Here is a 14,674-nt window from a genome sequence, read left to right on the forward strand (position 1 = left end):
CCGGTCCCCGGCGGCGTCGGCCCCATGACCATCGCCTGCCTGCTCGCCAACACCCTCACCGCATGCTGCCGCGCAAACAAACTCCCAGAACCAAAAGGCCTGACCGCATAAGAAAGAGGGTCTAACTGCGACGCAATTGATGTTTGGGCCGAAGAGTGGAGACATTCTTCGGCCCAAGTGTTTCAAAAAGGTAAAATTAAGTTTGAAATGACGGGTTTGAATAATACCAGTTCGATGATAAACCCGTGTTTCCAGCCAGTTACGTTGTGAATGTTAAGGTCAAAGGGGCTTGGTTGGGGTCCATTGACTGATGTTGAGCTTGTATGTCGCGAAAACTGACCTCAATCCTGGCCGAGTTCACGCCAAGCAGAGCGCTGGCTGCTATGGTATTCTTGCCGCTGCTGGCCTTTGCGTTCCAACCCTTTCCCAATATGTTTCTGTCCTTTCCGATGCGGTTTTTGTTCTGGGTCGGTGTCACTGCTCTGGCCTTATGTGTGACATGGATCGCAAGGAGACTGACGCAGAAGTACTTCTCCGAGGCGCATTTCTCGGCCCGTGACGTGATCCTGGTTCTGGTGGTTCTGGCGCTGTTTGTGCCCTCGCTTTGGTTGATGTCCTGGCTGTTGTTGAAGGCGGGCGGGCAGCAGGCCCCGGGTTTGCTGTCGGTCGTACCTTATGGGGCGCTTTTTGCCACGGGCCTGGTTTTGGTCCGGGGACACATGCAGGGGGAAATGCTGGAACAAGAACCTGAGCCCAGTTTGCCACGCCTTGCAAAGCGGTTGCCGGACACTTTTAGTGGGCGGGTCTATCGTCTGACGGTGCGGGATCACTTTGTGGACGTGGTCACGTCTCAGGGGGTTTTCACAATCCGTTCGCGATTTACCGATGCGATTGACGAGATGGAGCCGATTACCGGCCATTGTACACATCGGTCCCATTGGGTGACGGATGACGCTATTACCGGCGTCGAAAAGACCGATGGAAAAACATTTCTTCGGTTGAAAAACGATGACCTCGTCCCGGTCAGCCGCAAATACAAACCGATGCTAGAGCAACATGGAGTGATCTGAACGACTTATCGCGGCATCGGAATGATCTGCGGGTTTGGCCCGGTCAAAATAGCCAGGGCATTGTCGCTCATCAGCGTGTTCAGGACCTGATCGGAACTCTGCAGACCACCCGTGTAGGTGCCATAGGCAGGCAGGATCAACCGCGCATCATCAACCAGAAAAGCTGGGCGTGTTATAGAACGCCCTCGTGTCCGGATGCGCGCCTTGGGGTGGTAATGGCCCGAGATCTCGGCCTGACCTCCCGCTTGTGCGATGTGACGGAAGGTCAGAGTGTCGATCACGCTTTCCGATAGATGCGCGCCCCCCAGGTCAATCGGACCGGGGTCGTGGTTGCCCTCGATCCAGATCCAACGCCGACCAGCCTGAAGGGCTGTGATCCGCAGCTTTTCGTTCGTTCCGAGCGCTGACAGTGCATCCAGATCGTCAAAGCTGTCGCCCAGGCAGATGACCAACTCTGCATTGGTTCGATCAAGGTCACTGGCCAGCCGATTCAGCGTGTCCTGACTGTCATAGGGCGGCAAAGCGGGGCCGCCGCGCCGGGCCATGCGTTCGGATTTTCCAAGATGCAGATCCGACACGCATAGCAGGCTTTGATCCGGCCACCATAGGGCCCCGGACCCCAGAGCGAACAGGGTCCGATCTGCAAAAGAAAATGAAACTTCGTTCATGGTACGTTCTTTGCGCGTTTGGAGCTTTCACGCAAGCAGTTTCAGCCGGGTTGCAGACCGGCGCCTTGCAGCAGCCGGGCGCTTTCTTCGGCCAGCAGGCGTTCCTCGGCCGTGCCTTTGACCGGCACTTTCCCAACCTCAAGAAACAATGGGGCGGCAAGCGGAGAGACGCGATCGAGCCGCAATAAGTCTATTCGGTCGCCAATCCGCGCAATCATAGCTTCGACCCGTCCGAAATCGACCAGACCGCGCATCGCCTCTTCGCGGGTGATTTGCATCAGCAGGTGGTCGGGGTCGTATTTCAGCAGCGTGTCATAGAGGATATCCGACGAAAAAGTCGCCTGTCGCCCGCTTTTACGCTGCCCGCCTGTGTTTCGTTCAATCAGCCCGGCGATAGTGGCCGAGGCACGAAAGGTTCGCTTCATCACCGCATTCCCAGCCAGCCAGGTCTCAAGCCCATCGCGCAGCGCGTCCAACTGGAATAGCGGGCGCGGGTCCGTTACCGCGTCCAGGCCCCAGATCAGCGTCGCATAGTCAGTGGAGACAAACCCTAGCGGTGCCAGCCCTGTTTCCTCCATGCGTTTGGTCAGCAGCAGCCCCAGTGTTTGCTGTGCGTTGCGTCCGGCGAAACCGTACACACACAGGTTTTCCCGCCCGTCATTCGGAAAGCTCTCGATCAGCAGGCGATCGCGCTGTGGCAGGCGCGAGATGTCGCGCTGCAGCGCAAGCCAGTCCGCCGTGTGTTGCGGCAACTGTGGCCAGTCCTGTTGGGCAAACATGCGCAGGATCCGGTCGCTCAGCTGTGTTGATGTCGCAAATTTCGTGCCTGAAAACGTAGCGATCTTGGGCTTTCGATCTGCCCGGCGACTGACCTCGACCACCATCTCGCGCAGACCTTCGTAGCGCACGATCTGACCGCCGATCAGAAAAGTGTCACCAGGGGTCAGAGAGGCGGCAAACGCTTCTTCGACCTCACCCAGCGGCTTGCCGCCCCGATTGCGTTTCAGGCGAACTTTCAATGTGTCGGTGTCCTGAATGGTACCAAGGTTCATCCGGACACGCTGGGCCGCCCTTGGGTCGCGCAATTGCCATTGGCCGTCCGGGCGCTGTTGCAGCCGCTGCCAACGGTCATAGGTGCGTAGGGCATAGCCGCCAGTGGCGCAAAACTCGAGGCAGGAGTCAAACTCTGCGCGCCCAAGCTGCGCATAGGGTCCCGCCGAGGTCATCTGTGTGAACAGTGCATTCGGATAAAACGGCCCTGCCGCTGCGGCGATCAGGATGTGCTGGCACAATACGTCCCGTGGGCCTGCCCCTCGTGGGTCTCCGTCCAGTTCATGCGCTTTTGCGGCCTCGAGAGCGGCGACACATTCAACAACCTCAAACCGGTTGGCTGGCACCAGCAACGCTTTGGAAGGCGCGTTATAGCGATGGTTCGCGCGCCCGATCCGTTGCACCAACCGTTTGACGTTTTTGGGTGCACCGATCTGGATCACCAGATCCACATCCCCCCAATCGATGCCCAGATCCAGACTGCCAGTGCAGACAATGGCCCGCAAATCACCGCGCACCATCGCGGCCTCAACCCGTTCGCGCTGTTGCCGGTCAAGGCTGCCATGGTGGATTCCAATGGGCAGGCTGTCTTCGTTGGCCAGCCACAGGTTGTGAAAGAAGATCTCGGCCTGTGCGCGAGTGTTGTGGAAGATCAACGTCGTCTTGTGCTGTTTGATCTGCACCAACACCGCCGGGATGGAATAGGCTGCGCCGCCGCCTGACCAGGGCGGCATTTCCTGTGTCTGTAACATTCGGATATCCGGATCGGGGCCAGGATCGGCCTGGATGATCCGGCAAGGGTCGGGATGGCGGGCCAGGAAACGCGCAATCGCTTCGGGGTCTTCGACGGTGGCCGACAAGCCGACCCGTCGCAAATCGGGGCACAGGCTTTGCAACCGGGCCAGGGCCAGCATCAACTGATCCCCGCGCTTGCTTTCGGCCAAAGCGTGGATTTCGTCGATGATCACCCGTTGCACGCCTGCAAACATCCGTGGCGCGTCCTCGTACGAGGTCAGCAAGGCCAGGCTTTCCGGCGTGGTCAACAATATGTGCGGCGGGTCGACGCGTTGGCGTTTCTTCTGCGTGGCCGAGGTATCGCCGGTTCGATCTTCGATCCGGATGGGCAGGCCGATCTCATCCGCCGGGCCACGCAGATTACGACGTATGTCGGCGGCCAGCGCCTTTAAGGGCGAGACATAGATCGTGTGCAGACCGGTGTGCTCTTGCGCGGCCAGCTCAGCCAGAGTGGGCAGAAACCCAGCCATGGTCTTGCCGCCGCCGGTCGGTGCAATCAGCAATGTCGCCGGGTCAGAGGCCCGGTCGAACATGTCTTGCTGATGTGGGTGGACAGACCAGCCCTTGGCAGCAAACCAATCTGTGATCCGAACGGGAATCTGCGTCATGCGTGCAGATTACCCGTCCGTTAACAAATTGGCATGGCGTTAATTGACGATCTTCTCGTCTTTGACGAACATATTAGCCCAGGCGCGATCGATCAGATCGGGGCTCATCTGATAGGGGATGCCCTCGAATTCACAGATCGAGATCATCTGGTCGATCAGGAAGATCGGCTGGTAGTTGGCATAGACATTGTTGATGGTCGGGTATTTGACCTTCAGCAGATGCACCAATGCCGTTTCGTCCAAGGGCATGCCGCGCTTGCGGGCGACCATGGCGAAGATCTTCAGGTAGTTTTCCTGGTCTGGTCCGTCGATCTTGATCTTAAAGAAGATCCGGCGCAGAGCCGCTTGGTCAAAAATCTCATTCGGGTGGAAGTTGGTCGAGAAGATGACAAGCGTATCAAATGGCACCTCGAATTTCTCACCCGACTGCAGACCCAGAATATCCTTGTTTTCCTCTAGCGGAACAATCCAGCGGTTGATCAGAGCTTGCGGTGGTTCCTGCTGACGACCAAGGTCGTCCACGATAAAGATGCCACCGGTCGACTTTAGCTGAAGCGGCGCCTGATAGGTCCGCGCAGTGGGGTTGTAGACTAGGTCCAGCATACTGAGTGACAGTTCACCACCGGTCACAACCGTTGGGCGTTCGCATTGCACATAGCGCGTGTCGAACCGTTTGCGACGACGCAGGCTGTTAGGGTCGTCGGCCTCTTGCTCGACGGCGGTGTGGACGATGGGGTCATAAACCGTGATCACCTGCCCAGCATATTCGATAGCATAGGGCACATAGACATTGTCGCCCAAAGCGTCCCTGATCCCGTTCGAGATCGAGGATTTACCGTTGCCCGGAGGACCATACATCAGAACCGACCGGCCAGCGCTGACTGCAGGGCCCAGATGGTCCAACAGGCTATCAGGCAAAACCAGATGCCCCATGGCACCAACCAGCTGGTCACGCGTGACCTGAATGTTGCGGATTGACTGGCGCTTGACCTGTTCGCTGTAAACATCCAGTGGAACAGGCATTGCGCCAAAATACTCGGACTGGCTAAGGGCGTCCAACGCGCGGGCTTTACCGGCATCGGTCAGCTGATACCCCATCTCGTTACCGCTGTTTGCGCTTAGGGTCCCGGTGGCCTCAAGCAGTTTCTGTTCGCGCGATATGTCGATCAGTTCCTGCGTCACTGATCCAGGCAAACAGATCGCTTGTGCGACCTCACTGACTGTATCCACATTCTTGCGAAAAATCGTTTTGAGCAGAATGTCCCGCATCATCACGATGGGCAATTTCATCTCGCCCAGGCCCTTTGGGGTAGGGGGGGCCATTACCGAAGTGGTCTGCATATTCATGAGCGTTGCCCGTCTATCCAGTATTCACGCCAATAGCCCTGCCACAGGGCCGCTTGCAGAAAATTTGGCCCCGATTTGTGTCAGTACCAAGGCAGGGACAAGGCGGACTGATGATAGTTTACGAGCCGTAAACCGTTCCCAAAATCAGGTAGATGGCCAGGCTGCCGCCCAGCGAAAAGCCCATGGGAAATTGGTGGCTTCGGTTCCAGCTTTCCCAATCCGGCGCAATGCTTCTGAGAGCCGTGTTTTTAGCCAACCTGTGGGTGGCAAAAGCTGCAACGGTTGTTGAAATCAGGATGAACATTATCAACATGTAATCGCCGGGCCAGATAAATGGCGCTGCCGCTGCCAGAAACTTGGCGTCGCCCGCTCCCATCACGCCGGCAGCGTTCAAGATGACGCCCGCGATCAGCACAACAACGATATGTAGCAAATGCCAGATGTATGGCGGCAAAGAAACCGTCACCGGCCCAATCTGGCTTGCGGTCCAGTCCATCGACCAAGGCGGCAACAGGAAAAGCCCGACAACAACAAAAACCACAGCCAGGGCGACCACCGCGTGGTTCTTGATCAACATGTCCCGCATATCCGTGAATGCCACGTAAATGCAGATCGGCAGAACGAATGGCAGAAACCAAGCTGCAGCAACCACCGGGATGGTCATGGATCAGGCTTCCTCGAGCGCGCGGAGCGAGCGAACTGCTTCGTCATAATGTTGTGGATGGGTCGCAATCGCTTCTCGGAACAGGTTTTTGGCGGTTGTCACGTCGCCCTGTTTGACCGCAGAAATACCCATTGTGTTCAACAGCATGGCGCGCTCGATCTGCGTCATTGGCACAACTGGCATGCTATAGTTTCCCTGGGCAGCCCGCGCCAGAACCAGATTGTTCTTTGCCGTAAACAATGATTTGTCTTGACGGATTGCTTCGGTGAACAAACGCTCGGCCTCGTCATATTGACCGCGTGTCAGTTTGGAATAGCCCCAATTGTTCATCACCCCACCCGGGCGCGTGGTCAGGCCCACTGCAGTTTCATAAAACTGGTCGGCCCGTTTCCAATCCTTTCGGGAATCGGCGACAACTGCTTCAAGCCGGTAGCGCCTGAATGTCTCATAGGTGGGGGGGATTGCGTCTAGGACTGCCTTGGCTTGACCCCAATTTCCTGAGCGTACCAAAGCGTCTGCATATTCGACTCGATCGATGTTCGTCGCGCCTTTCATGCCAGTCACTTTTTTCCAGGCGGTGGCCGCTTCGGTTGTGCGTTTCGCGCGTGACAGGGAAATCGCCAGACCCCGCTGTAGATCGATCCGATCGGGGTTTTTGGCAGCGGCGCCCTGGAAATAGGTCACGGCCTCGTTCGGATCGGCGGCGGTCAGCAGAACCTCGTTCAGGTTTGTTTCGTCAATGACGTTCACTTCCTGAAAGGTTTTTTCGATCTTTTCTTCTTCGGTCTCTTTTTCGCAGGCAGACAGGATCAGCCCGCACATCACGATTGACGGAATCAAGAATTGTTGGCGCATTTTTGCGTCCCTTACTGCTCTGACTCTTTGCTACGGGAGCTTGCGGAGCCTAAATTGCCCGTCGCCCAGCTGCTCCAGCTCGTACTCTTCTTGTTCTTCCGGTGCGATATTAACAGGATTATCCATTTTTGCGAGTGCTAAGCGTAGATTGTCCCGGATTGCGTCACTTTCGCCATTGTCCAGCGCATAGGCCCGTTTAAAGACCTGCGCTGCCTCGGGGTATTCTCCGATTTCAACCAGAAGGACACCCAGATTGTTCCATGGGGCAGGCCAGTTCGGATCGTCTTTGACCGCACGCCGCAACAGGTCTTCGGCCTGACCAAGACGCCGCAGGCCCAGATTTGCCGTGCCCATCGATGTCAGGATTTGGGGTGTCATCCCCTGGTCAAGCGCCGCGCGCGCAAATGACTTCAGCGCCAGCTCATACTCGCCCGCCTGCATCAAACGGTTGCCGACCTCGATCTCATTGGCTGCAGAGCCCTTTGGATCAAGCCCTGGAGCCTCCAGGTCGCCTGACCGTCCCGTTTCCGTACAAGAAGCCACCATGATGATCACCATGGTGGCCTGAATTGCGCGGCGTATCCCGGTATGGATGCACCCGAGTGTTGAGCTCATTGGGTTTTAGCCCCCGGCGTTGGACAAATCAGCGATACCTTTTGCCGAGGGGCCAACCAGAATGACCAGCAACGGCGGTACCGTAAGCATCATTGTGGCAAGCGTCATTTTTGTTGGCAACTTGTTGGCGGCCTCTTCGGCACGCATCACGCGTTTGTCACGCATTTCACTGGCGTATACCCGCAAAGCTTCGGCGATTGATGTACCGAATGTCGCCGATTGGATCATAACCGTAACGAATGAGCTGACGTCCTGTACACCACATCGGGTTCCAAAGTCCCGAAGAACCGAATCGCGCTCTTTACCGGCCTTCAACTCGTAGGCGACAACTTCAAATTCTTGTGCGATATCGGGATAAGAGGACTTCATCTCTCCGGAGACGCGCACGATGGCCTGATCCAGAGATTGTCCTGCTTCAACACAAACAAGCATCAGGTCCAACGTGTCTGGGAACCCCGCGGTGATCGCTTCATTCCGTTCCGCTACACGGCGTGTGATCCAGTAGCGCGGAAGAAAATAAAACCCTGCGGCAGGAAGGATGACACGGAGTGCCATTTGCGCAGGTGTAAACTCCTGACCTCCAGACAGCACAGTCACCAGCGCTATGCCGACCATAATACCTACGATGCCAAGTGCAAACTGCGCAAAGTGAAAGAACCTAACGGCATCTTTGGAGTGATACCCGGCTTGGCGCAGCTTAAGCTGCATGGCAGACAATTCTTCTTTGTCCTGAGGTTCCAGGAAGTTAGAGAATTTCTCCAACTTCTCGTTGCGACCTGCGGTACGCAGCTTGTCCTTTTTGGGATTCTTGTCATTTTTCGGAGCAGCGTTGGATCGCTGCAGCTTTTTCAGGGGATCCTCAGGCTGGTTCAGCATCAGAGGGATCGTGACCAAAATCATGAACAGCCCTAGAACACCGACCACGATGAGAGGGCCGAACTCGCCCAGGTGCTGTTTTAACAGGTCGTTGAGTTGCGTCAGGATTTCCATTGCAGTCCCCTTAGACCTTAATGTTTGTTAGAACTTTCATGACGAAGATGTTCAGTGTCAGCATGATGCCAACAAAGAAACAGGCTGGAATGAAATATTCGTGGTCCAGCACTTCGTCATAATATCCTGGGTCTTTAACCAGGATGAAAATGAGGCAGAACAGCGGGAAGCCGGACAGGAACTTACCGGACCACTGCGCTTCGGCGGTAATTGCTTTGACGCGGCGGAACAGGCGAAAACGCGCCCGGATCACCTGTGCCAGGCCGGCCAGAATTTCGGCCAGGTTGCCACCCGATTGCTGCTGGATACCAACGGCAACCGCCAAAAAGCGAAGGTCTTGCATATCAAGCCGTTCAGCGAGGTCCTTTAGCGCTTCACCTATGTCTCGGCCATAGGCGCATTCATCAGCGATCACACCAAACTCGGTGCCCAGCGGGTCCTGTACTTCACTTGCGACGATCTGGATGGACGACACAAACGGGTTACCCACGCGCAGCGAACGAACCATCAGTTCCACTGCGTCAGGCAGCTGCTCTTCCAGCAATCCCATCCTTTTCTTGGCCTTGTTGTTGACCCAAGCGTAGACGCCACCGACACCGATTGCGGCGGAAAGCGCCACTCTCAGGGCCATATCGGTCGCTGTACCGATACTTAGCCCCACAAATGCAAAGGCGGACACAAGGACCATAATCAGGATGAGTTGTCGCGGCGTAAAGGCGATTGCGGCCTTCTGAGCCTTGTCAGCAAGCAAGGAATAGAGCGGGATGCTCTGGGTTTTCATATGCTGCTGCATTTCCTTGCGCAGCTGTTCCAGAACCTGTTCGCGCCCGACACCTTTTTCGAGCATGTCCAGCCTTCGGTTGACGCGACTGTTCAGGCTGATGGACTTGCCGAACGCCACCAGATAAATACCTTCAACCAGACATAGAACCGCGACAAAGATCACGACGTATATGAGTGCCTCCACGGGCAGTTGCATATCAGGATCTCCTACACTGTCGTTGGTTCATAGATGGAAGCGGGCAGATCAAAGCCCCACAGACGGAAGCGTTCCGAATAATGGCTGCGGACGCCGGTGGCCGTGAAATGGCCGATGATTTTATTATCCGGTGTTAGGCCAACGCGTTGGAAACGAAAGATTTCCTGCATTGATATCACATCGCCTTCCATACCGGTGATTTCCGTGATTGAGGTCATCCGGCGTGAACCATCCTGCAGGCGGCTGGCCTGTACGATCAGGTTCACAGCGCTTGAAATCTGGCTGCGAACCGCCTTGATCGGCATTTCAATCCCGGCCATGGCGATCATGTTTTCCAGACGCGAAATACCATCCCGGGCCGAGTTGGCGTGGATTGTGGTCATCGATCCATCGTGGCCGGTATTCATGGCCTGCAGCATGTCGATCACCTCGGCGCCCCGTGTCTCACCCACGATGATGCGGTCAGGACGCATACGCAGCGCGTTTTTCAGACAGTCGCGCGGGCTGACCTCACCTTTGCCTTCGACGTTGGGCGGGCGGCTTTCCATCCGGCCTACATGGGTCTGCTGCAGCTGAAGTTCCGCTGTATCCTCGATGGTCAGAATGCGTTCGGCGTCGTCGATAAAGCTGGACAGCGCGTTCAGCGTTGTTGTTTTACCGGAACCGGTACCGCCTGAAACGATGATGTTCAGGCGGGTCGACACCGCAGCTTGCAGGTAGGCGGCCATTTCTTCAGTGAAGGCGCCAAAATTCACAAGATCGTCGATGCCCAGCTTGTCTTTCTTAAACTTACGAATGGACACCAGCGATCCATCGACCGCAATCGGGGGCACCATTGCGTTAAAACGCGAACCATCAGCCAGACGGGCGTCAACGTAAGGGTTGGATTCATCAACGCGACGACCCACGGCGGATACGATCTTGTCGATGATCCGCATCAGGTGCTTTTCGTCCTTGAAAGTGATTTCGCTGATTTCCAGCTTACCATCCCGTTCCACGAAAATCTGTTGCGGACCGTTCACCAGAATATCGTTGACTGTATCGTCCTGCAGCAAGGTCTCAAGCGGACCCAGCCCGGTTACTTCGTCATAGAGTTCTTTGTTCAGTTGCGAGCGATCCTCGCGGTTCAGAACAATATTGCGGGTCTCAAGGATTTCGCTGGCAATTGCGCTGATTTCTGCGCGCAATTCGGATTCGCCGGCCTTTTCTAGCGCTGCGAGGTTCAGGTTTTCAAGCAACTCCCGGTGCAGTTCGATTTTGATCTCGCCCAGCCGTTCCTTGCGTTTCCGATCACGGTCATTGCCGACTGGTTCTGCTGACTTCTTCTGAGAGGGTCGTCGGGCGACCGCATTTGCGCCAGACACCGGATCCGCCGCAGGTTTTGGCGCAGGTGACTTGGTCTGGGCCTCTGCAGGTGTCTGAACCGGCTGCCCCTCGGGCTGTTTTTTATATCTAGAAAACAAGGCGGTTCTCCCTTTGGGGCTGGTTTACGCGGCTTCGGCGTCGCTGCTGCCAAGGCTGTGAAGCGATTTGGCCAATTTGGCGATTTCCCGGCGCAGCGGGTTTTTGGCAGCCGCGTTTGCCAGCGGCAGACCGTGATCACCGCTTTGCATGACCGGCTTGCCGCCGTCGGGAAGTTGCAGGTCGATTGAAATGCCCAGGCTTTCGCCCATGCGTTTTACCCGGCCTTTGCCATTCAGATCAGTGAACTTCGGCGCGCGATTCAGGGCGAAGCGCAGTTTGTTGAAAGGCAATTCTTCTGCCTGCAGGGCACGTTTTAGGCGCAGAGCGTTCTGCGCTGACCGCATATCCAACTCGATCATGGCGAAATACACATGCGCGGCTTGCAGGACAGTTTCCGACCAATGAACCAGTGTCGACGGCATGTCCACGATCACATAGTCAAAGTGTTTGCGCGCGGTGTTGATCACACGATCGATATCTTCCGGGGTGATCAAGTCCAGCGGAACCATGTCCGATGGTGCCGTCAGGACCTGCAGTTTTTCTTCATATGTCTGAAGTGCTTGCGCGAAAACTTCGTCATCCATCGCTGCGGTATCCGACAGCATTTCAAAGACGGTTTCGCGGCGCGGAAGGTCCAAATAGGTCGAGACGGTTCCGAATTGCAGATCAAGGTCGATCAGACAAACTGTAGGCGCTTCTTTCGGGGATACCGTTGCAAGCTCCCAGGCCAGGTTCACCGCCATAGTGGTGGATCCAACGCCACCAGCGAGGCCGTGGACGACAAAAAGGGCGCCTTCCTTTGATTCGCCGGTTGCCAGAGGCGCTGCGGCTTGTGAAACGGCAACCGGATCGGGCTTGTTCATCCGTTCGATTGCTTCCTGCAGCTCTCCTTCGGGAAGAGGGTAGGGCACAAATTCATCAGCACCCTTGCGCAGCAACTGATGTAGTGCAGCCGGCGTTACATCTTCGGCGATCAGGACGATCTTAACGTTCTTTTCTTTGGCTCGGGTGATGATCTCACCCATCATGGTAAGATTGTCTTCGTCCTCACCATCGATCGCAAGTGCAACAAATTGCAGAGAATCTGCGTCAGGTTGACTGAAAAAGGCCAGGGCTTCGGCAAATCCGAGGTCGCCCCACCGCTCACCCAGGGCGGCTTCCATATCTTCGATCAGCAGATCGAAATTCTGTACGTCACGACTGATCGTGCAGGCCAGAATGGCAGTATTTTCGTCTTGTGGCGTAGCGCTGGTCATTAACACAATCCTCGTCGTCAGAGCCGTCAAACACAGTGAGCCGGCATGGCTCGATCTGGTTTGCTTTTGCCCCGTTGCGGCCAATTTTGGGCGCAGGTCACCTAATTGTTGAAAATGTGGCTTGGAACTTAGGCAAGATTTGGGCGCAAAAGAACCAATTGTAGGGAATTGGGCGACGATGTCGCCCAATCACAGTTTATTGTTGTTTTGAAGTGTCGCCAATCGCAGTCTGGCGACGCAGTTGGCTCTCGTACTGAGCACTGCCCACATATTCGCGATACACGATCAGAGCGTATTTACCATCCAACACCAGAGGATTGCGGTCATCAAAGCCCGATACTTCCGTCACAGTCCGACGATTACGACGATCCCGGTTCGGGGTGTCGATCAGCGGGCGCGATTTGCCAAAGGATACAGCAGCTTCCAGCCGTGAGCGTGAGATGCCCTGCCGGGTCAGGAAGGCCACGGCTGCGTTGGCTCGCCTCTGACCCAGACTTTTGTTGTAAGCTGTTGATCCAACAGCATCCGTATGTCCGTAGACGCGGAACCGTGCCTCGGGGAACTGTTTTATCCACGCCGCCTGGCGCAACAGAACCCGTTGCGCCGTTTCGTCCAACTGTGCGCTGTTGAAGGCAAAGTTGATCTGTGTCGGAACTTCGGCTGCGAATCGCTGCCCCAGGATCTGGGCATAGGTCAATTCACCATTCATGACCTGGATGTTGTTCAGCGTTGCGTTGCCAAAGGCCCCCTGGTCTGCTTCGTATCCGGCCTCACGCGTACATGCGGCGACAGCGACCGAAAGACCCAGTGTGATTATCCACTTCTGCATTGGTCCTATCCTCCTATCAATCCAGGACGTAGCCGTAAGAGCTACCGAAATCCTGTTTTGCGACCTCAGACGCGGCACCAGCACCTGCTCGTGTCGTCCGTGCGGTTTTGCCATTCAAGAAAAGATCAAACTCGCTGGGCGGTTTTACGCGATCCGTTGGCAATGCCAGAGCTTCACCGCGTGTCGGTGATACCAGATGCGCTGTGATGATGATCACCAGTTCGCTTTGCTGGCGCTGGTATTCAGCACTGCGGAACAGGGCGCCCAGTACCGGAACATCACCGATCCAAGGGATCTGGCTGTTCAAGTCGCTGAAGTCATCTTGAATCAGACCCGCAATCGCAAAGCTTTCACCATCGCGAAGTTCAATAGTTGTGCTGGTTTGACGCGTGATGAAACTGGGGACGTTGTCACCCTGAATAGTAAAGTCAGAACTGTTGTCGATGGCCGATACAGCCGCCGCCAGTTCAAGGTTGATCAAATCGCCATCCACAACACGCGGTATAAAGTCGATTTCAACACCGAAGGCTTTGTATTCAATGGCAATTACGCCATCATCCTGCGGCACTGGGATAGGAACTTCGCCGCCTGCAAGGAACGTAGCTTCCTGGCCGGAAAGGGCGGACAGGTTGGGCTCTGCCAGACTGCGTGCAAGACCCTTCGATTCCAGTGCTTCCAACAACAGACGGACTTGAGTGGATCCGGCGCCAAAACCAAACAGGATTGCACCGGTGTTTGTTTGGACGGCGGGAATATTGTTATTCAAGGCATTTGCCAGAGCACCCGCGTTATTCAAGGTGTTCAAACCACCGGTTACGTCGCCGCCAGCAAAGCCGAGCGATGCAGTCAGGCTTTTGGCCACAGACCGGTTCATCTCTGCAAAGCGGACTTTCAGCATAACTTGCTGAACCCCGCCGACCGACATCAGGTTGGAAACACGTTCAGGTGCGTACCGTTCCGCGAGTTCCAGCGCCCGCGCCAGCTTGGCAGCGCTTGAAATGGTGCCCGAAAGCACGATGCCGTCATTGGCAGTACGCACTTCAATAGGCTCGCCCGGCAGAATCTGCCGCAGCCTTTCTTTAAACTCGGACACATCCGGTGAAACACGGACCCGAACGTTTGCAAGCAAGTTACCCGCGCCGTCGAAAAGGGTCAGTGTGGTCAGGCCAGGAGCCTTACCCAACACATAGATCGTGCGATCCGAGAGCGACGAAATGTCAGCGATGCCGGCATTGGCAATGCTGAGTTCCGCGAACGGCTCTTCACTTTCTACTACAATTGCGCGGTTCATTGGAACATCCAGCGTTTCCGCTGTGCCATTCTTCACCACGCGAAGAGTTTCAGCCCAGGCCGTGCTTCCGACCGGACCAACTACAAGCGCTAACCCAACAAGGGTTGCGCCAATCCAGGAACGTATTTTCATGTGACCTGCCTCTCCGATCACGCCTCGTTTATGCGGCTTTTTGCCTTATGTGCGATAACAC

Annotated in this window: 13 protein-coding genes and 1 pseudogene; 2 read left to right on the forward strand and 12 right to left on the reverse strand. The window is 55.9% G+C overall.

All coding sequences use genetic code 11. The features are described 5' to 3' along the window. A pseudogene (locus tag RUM8411_RS20040) lies at positions 1 to 111 on the forward strand (bifunctional methylenetetrahydrofolate dehydrogenase/methenyltetrahydrofolate cyclohydrolase); the annotation flags it as partial. A 212-nt stretch (positions 112 to 323) separates the two neighbouring features. After that, complete coding sequence (locus RUM8411_RS20045) at positions 324 to 1,070, forward strand: LytTR family DNA-binding domain-containing protein (RefSeq protein WP_085824505.1); 747 nt, start codon at positions 324 to 326, stop codon at positions 1,068 to 1,070. Between the two features lie 5 nt (positions 1,071 to 1,075). Here RUM8411_RS20045 and pdeM read toward each other — a convergent pair whose 3' ends face one another. The 12 genes from pdeM to RUM8411_RS20105 form a co-directional block, all read right to left on the reverse strand. Then, positions 1,076 to 1,738 carry a ligase-associated DNA damage response endonuclease PdeM gene (pdeM, locus tag RUM8411_RS20050; protein ID WP_085824506.1) on the reverse strand — a complete coding sequence of 221 codons (663 nt, stop codon included), beginning with the start codon at positions 1,736 to 1,738 and terminating at the stop codon, positions 1,076 to 1,078. A gap of 41 nt (positions 1,739 to 1,779) precedes the next feature. Continuing rightward, positions 1,780 to 4,191 (reverse strand): ligase-associated DNA damage response DEXH box helicase, encoded by a 2,412-nt coding sequence (locus tag RUM8411_RS20055; protein ID WP_085824507.1) that lies wholly within the window; start codon positions 4,189 to 4,191, stop codon positions 1,780 to 1,782. Positions 4,192 to 4,230: 39 nt separating this feature from the next. Continuing rightward, complete coding sequence (locus RUM8411_RS20060) at positions 4,231 to 5,538, reverse strand: DUF8689 domain-containing protein (RefSeq protein WP_085824508.1); 1,308 nt, start codon at positions 5,536 to 5,538, stop codon at positions 4,231 to 4,233. Positions 5,539 to 5,656: 118 nt separating this feature from the next. Next, positions 5,657 to 6,202, reverse strand: a complete 546-nt coding sequence (locus RUM8411_RS20065; protein WP_085824509.1) for a prepilin peptidase — start codon at positions 6,200 to 6,202, stop codon at positions 5,657 to 5,659. Between the two features lie 3 nt (positions 6,203 to 6,205). Then, complete coding sequence (locus RUM8411_RS20070; RefSeq protein WP_085824510.1) at positions 6,206 to 7,057, reverse strand: tetratricopeptide repeat protein; 852 nt, start codon at positions 7,055 to 7,057, stop codon at positions 6,206 to 6,208. A gap of 30 nt (positions 7,058 to 7,087) precedes the next feature. Further along, positions 7,088 to 7,672 (reverse strand): tetratricopeptide repeat protein, encoded by a 585-nt coding sequence (locus tag RUM8411_RS20075; protein WP_234995306.1) that lies wholly within the window; start codon positions 7,670 to 7,672, stop codon positions 7,088 to 7,090. A gap of 6 nt (positions 7,673 to 7,678) precedes the next feature. Beyond that, entirely contained in the window at positions 7,679 to 8,662 is a 984-nt protein-coding gene (locus RUM8411_RS20080; RefSeq protein ID WP_085824512.1) for a type II secretion system F family protein, read from the reverse strand. Between the two features lie 10 nt (positions 8,663 to 8,672). After that, the gene (locus tag RUM8411_RS20085; RefSeq protein WP_085824513.1) at positions 8,673 to 9,641 is read right to left on the reverse strand and encodes a type II secretion system F family protein; all 969 of its coding nucleotides are present in this window, start codon (positions 9,639 to 9,641) and stop codon (positions 8,673 to 8,675) included. 11 nt (positions 9,642 to 9,652) lie between these two features. Then, the gene (locus RUM8411_RS20090; protein WP_085824514.1) at positions 9,653 to 11,104 is read right to left on the reverse strand and encodes a TadA family conjugal transfer-associated ATPase; all 1,452 of its coding nucleotides are present in this window, start codon (positions 11,102 to 11,104) and stop codon (positions 9,653 to 9,655) included. A 24-nt stretch (positions 11,105 to 11,128) separates the two neighbouring features. Continuing rightward, positions 11,129 to 12,361 carry a CpaE/TadZ family protein gene (locus RUM8411_RS20095; protein ID WP_085824515.1) on the reverse strand — a complete coding sequence of 411 codons (1,233 nt, stop codon included), beginning with the start codon at positions 12,359 to 12,361 and terminating at the stop codon, positions 11,129 to 11,131. A 196-nt stretch (positions 12,362 to 12,557) separates the two neighbouring features. Beyond that, positions 12,558 to 13,190, reverse strand: coding sequence for an OmpA family protein (locus tag RUM8411_RS20100; protein ID WP_085824516.1), 633 nt, complete (start codon positions 13,188 to 13,190; stop codon positions 12,558 to 12,560). Positions 13,191 to 13,206: 16 nt separating this feature from the next. Next, entirely contained in the window at positions 13,207 to 14,613 is a 1,407-nt protein-coding gene (locus tag RUM8411_RS20105) for a type II and III secretion system protein family protein (protein WP_085824517.1), read from the reverse strand. Between the last annotated feature and the right edge of the window lie 61 nt (positions 14,614 to 14,674).

Origin of the sequence: Ruegeria meonggei (genome assembly GCF_900172215.1) — a bacterium.
In the GTDB taxonomy this organism is placed as follows: Bacteria; Pseudomonadota; Alphaproteobacteria; order Rhodobacterales; family Rhodobacteraceae; genus Ruegeria; species Ruegeria meonggei.

Bases quoted from the DNA above. Each gene is read 5' to 3' on its own strand.
- RUM8411_RS20045 (WP_085824505.1), top strand. From the start codon at position 324: ATGTCGCGAAAACTGACCTCAATCCTGGCCGAGTTCACGCCAAGCAGA.
- pdeM (WP_085824506.1), bottom strand. From the start codon at position 1,738: ATGAACGAAGTTTCATTTTCTTTTGCAGATCGGACCCTGTTCGCTCTG.
- RUM8411_RS20055 (WP_085824507.1), bottom strand. From the start codon at position 4,191: ATGACGCAGATTCCCGTTCGGATCACAGATTGGTTTGCTGCCAAGGGC.
- RUM8411_RS20060 (WP_085824508.1), bottom strand. From the start codon at position 5,538: ATGAATATGCAGACCACTTCGGTAATGGCCCCCCCTACCCCAAAGGGC.
- RUM8411_RS20065 (WP_085824509.1), bottom strand. From the start codon at position 6,202: ATGACCATCCCGGTGGTTGCTGCAGCTTGGTTTCTGCCATTCGTTCTG.
- RUM8411_RS20070 (WP_085824510.1), bottom strand. From the start codon at position 7,057: ATGCGCCAACAATTCTTGATTCCGTCAATCGTGATGTGCGGGCTGATC.
- RUM8411_RS20075 (WP_234995306.1), bottom strand. From the start codon at position 7,672: ATGAGCTCAACACTCGGGTGCATCCATACCGGGATACGCCGCGCAATT.
- RUM8411_RS20080 (WP_085824512.1), bottom strand. From the start codon at position 8,662: ATGGAAATCCTGACGCAACTCAACGACCTGTTAAAACAGCACCTGGGC.
- RUM8411_RS20085 (WP_085824513.1), bottom strand. From the start codon at position 9,641: ATGCAACTGCCCGTGGAGGCACTCATATACGTCGTGATCTTTGTCGCG.
- RUM8411_RS20095 (WP_085824515.1), bottom strand. From the start codon at position 12,361: ATGACCAGCGCTACGCCACAAGACGAAAATACTGCCATTCTGGCCTGC.
- RUM8411_RS20100 (WP_085824516.1), bottom strand. From the start codon at position 13,190: ATGCAGAAGTGGATAATCACACTGGGTCTTTCGGTCGCTGTCGCCGCA.
- RUM8411_RS20105 (WP_085824517.1), bottom strand. From the start codon at position 14,613: ATGAAAATACGTTCCTGGATTGGCGCAACCCTTGTTGGGTTAGCGCTT.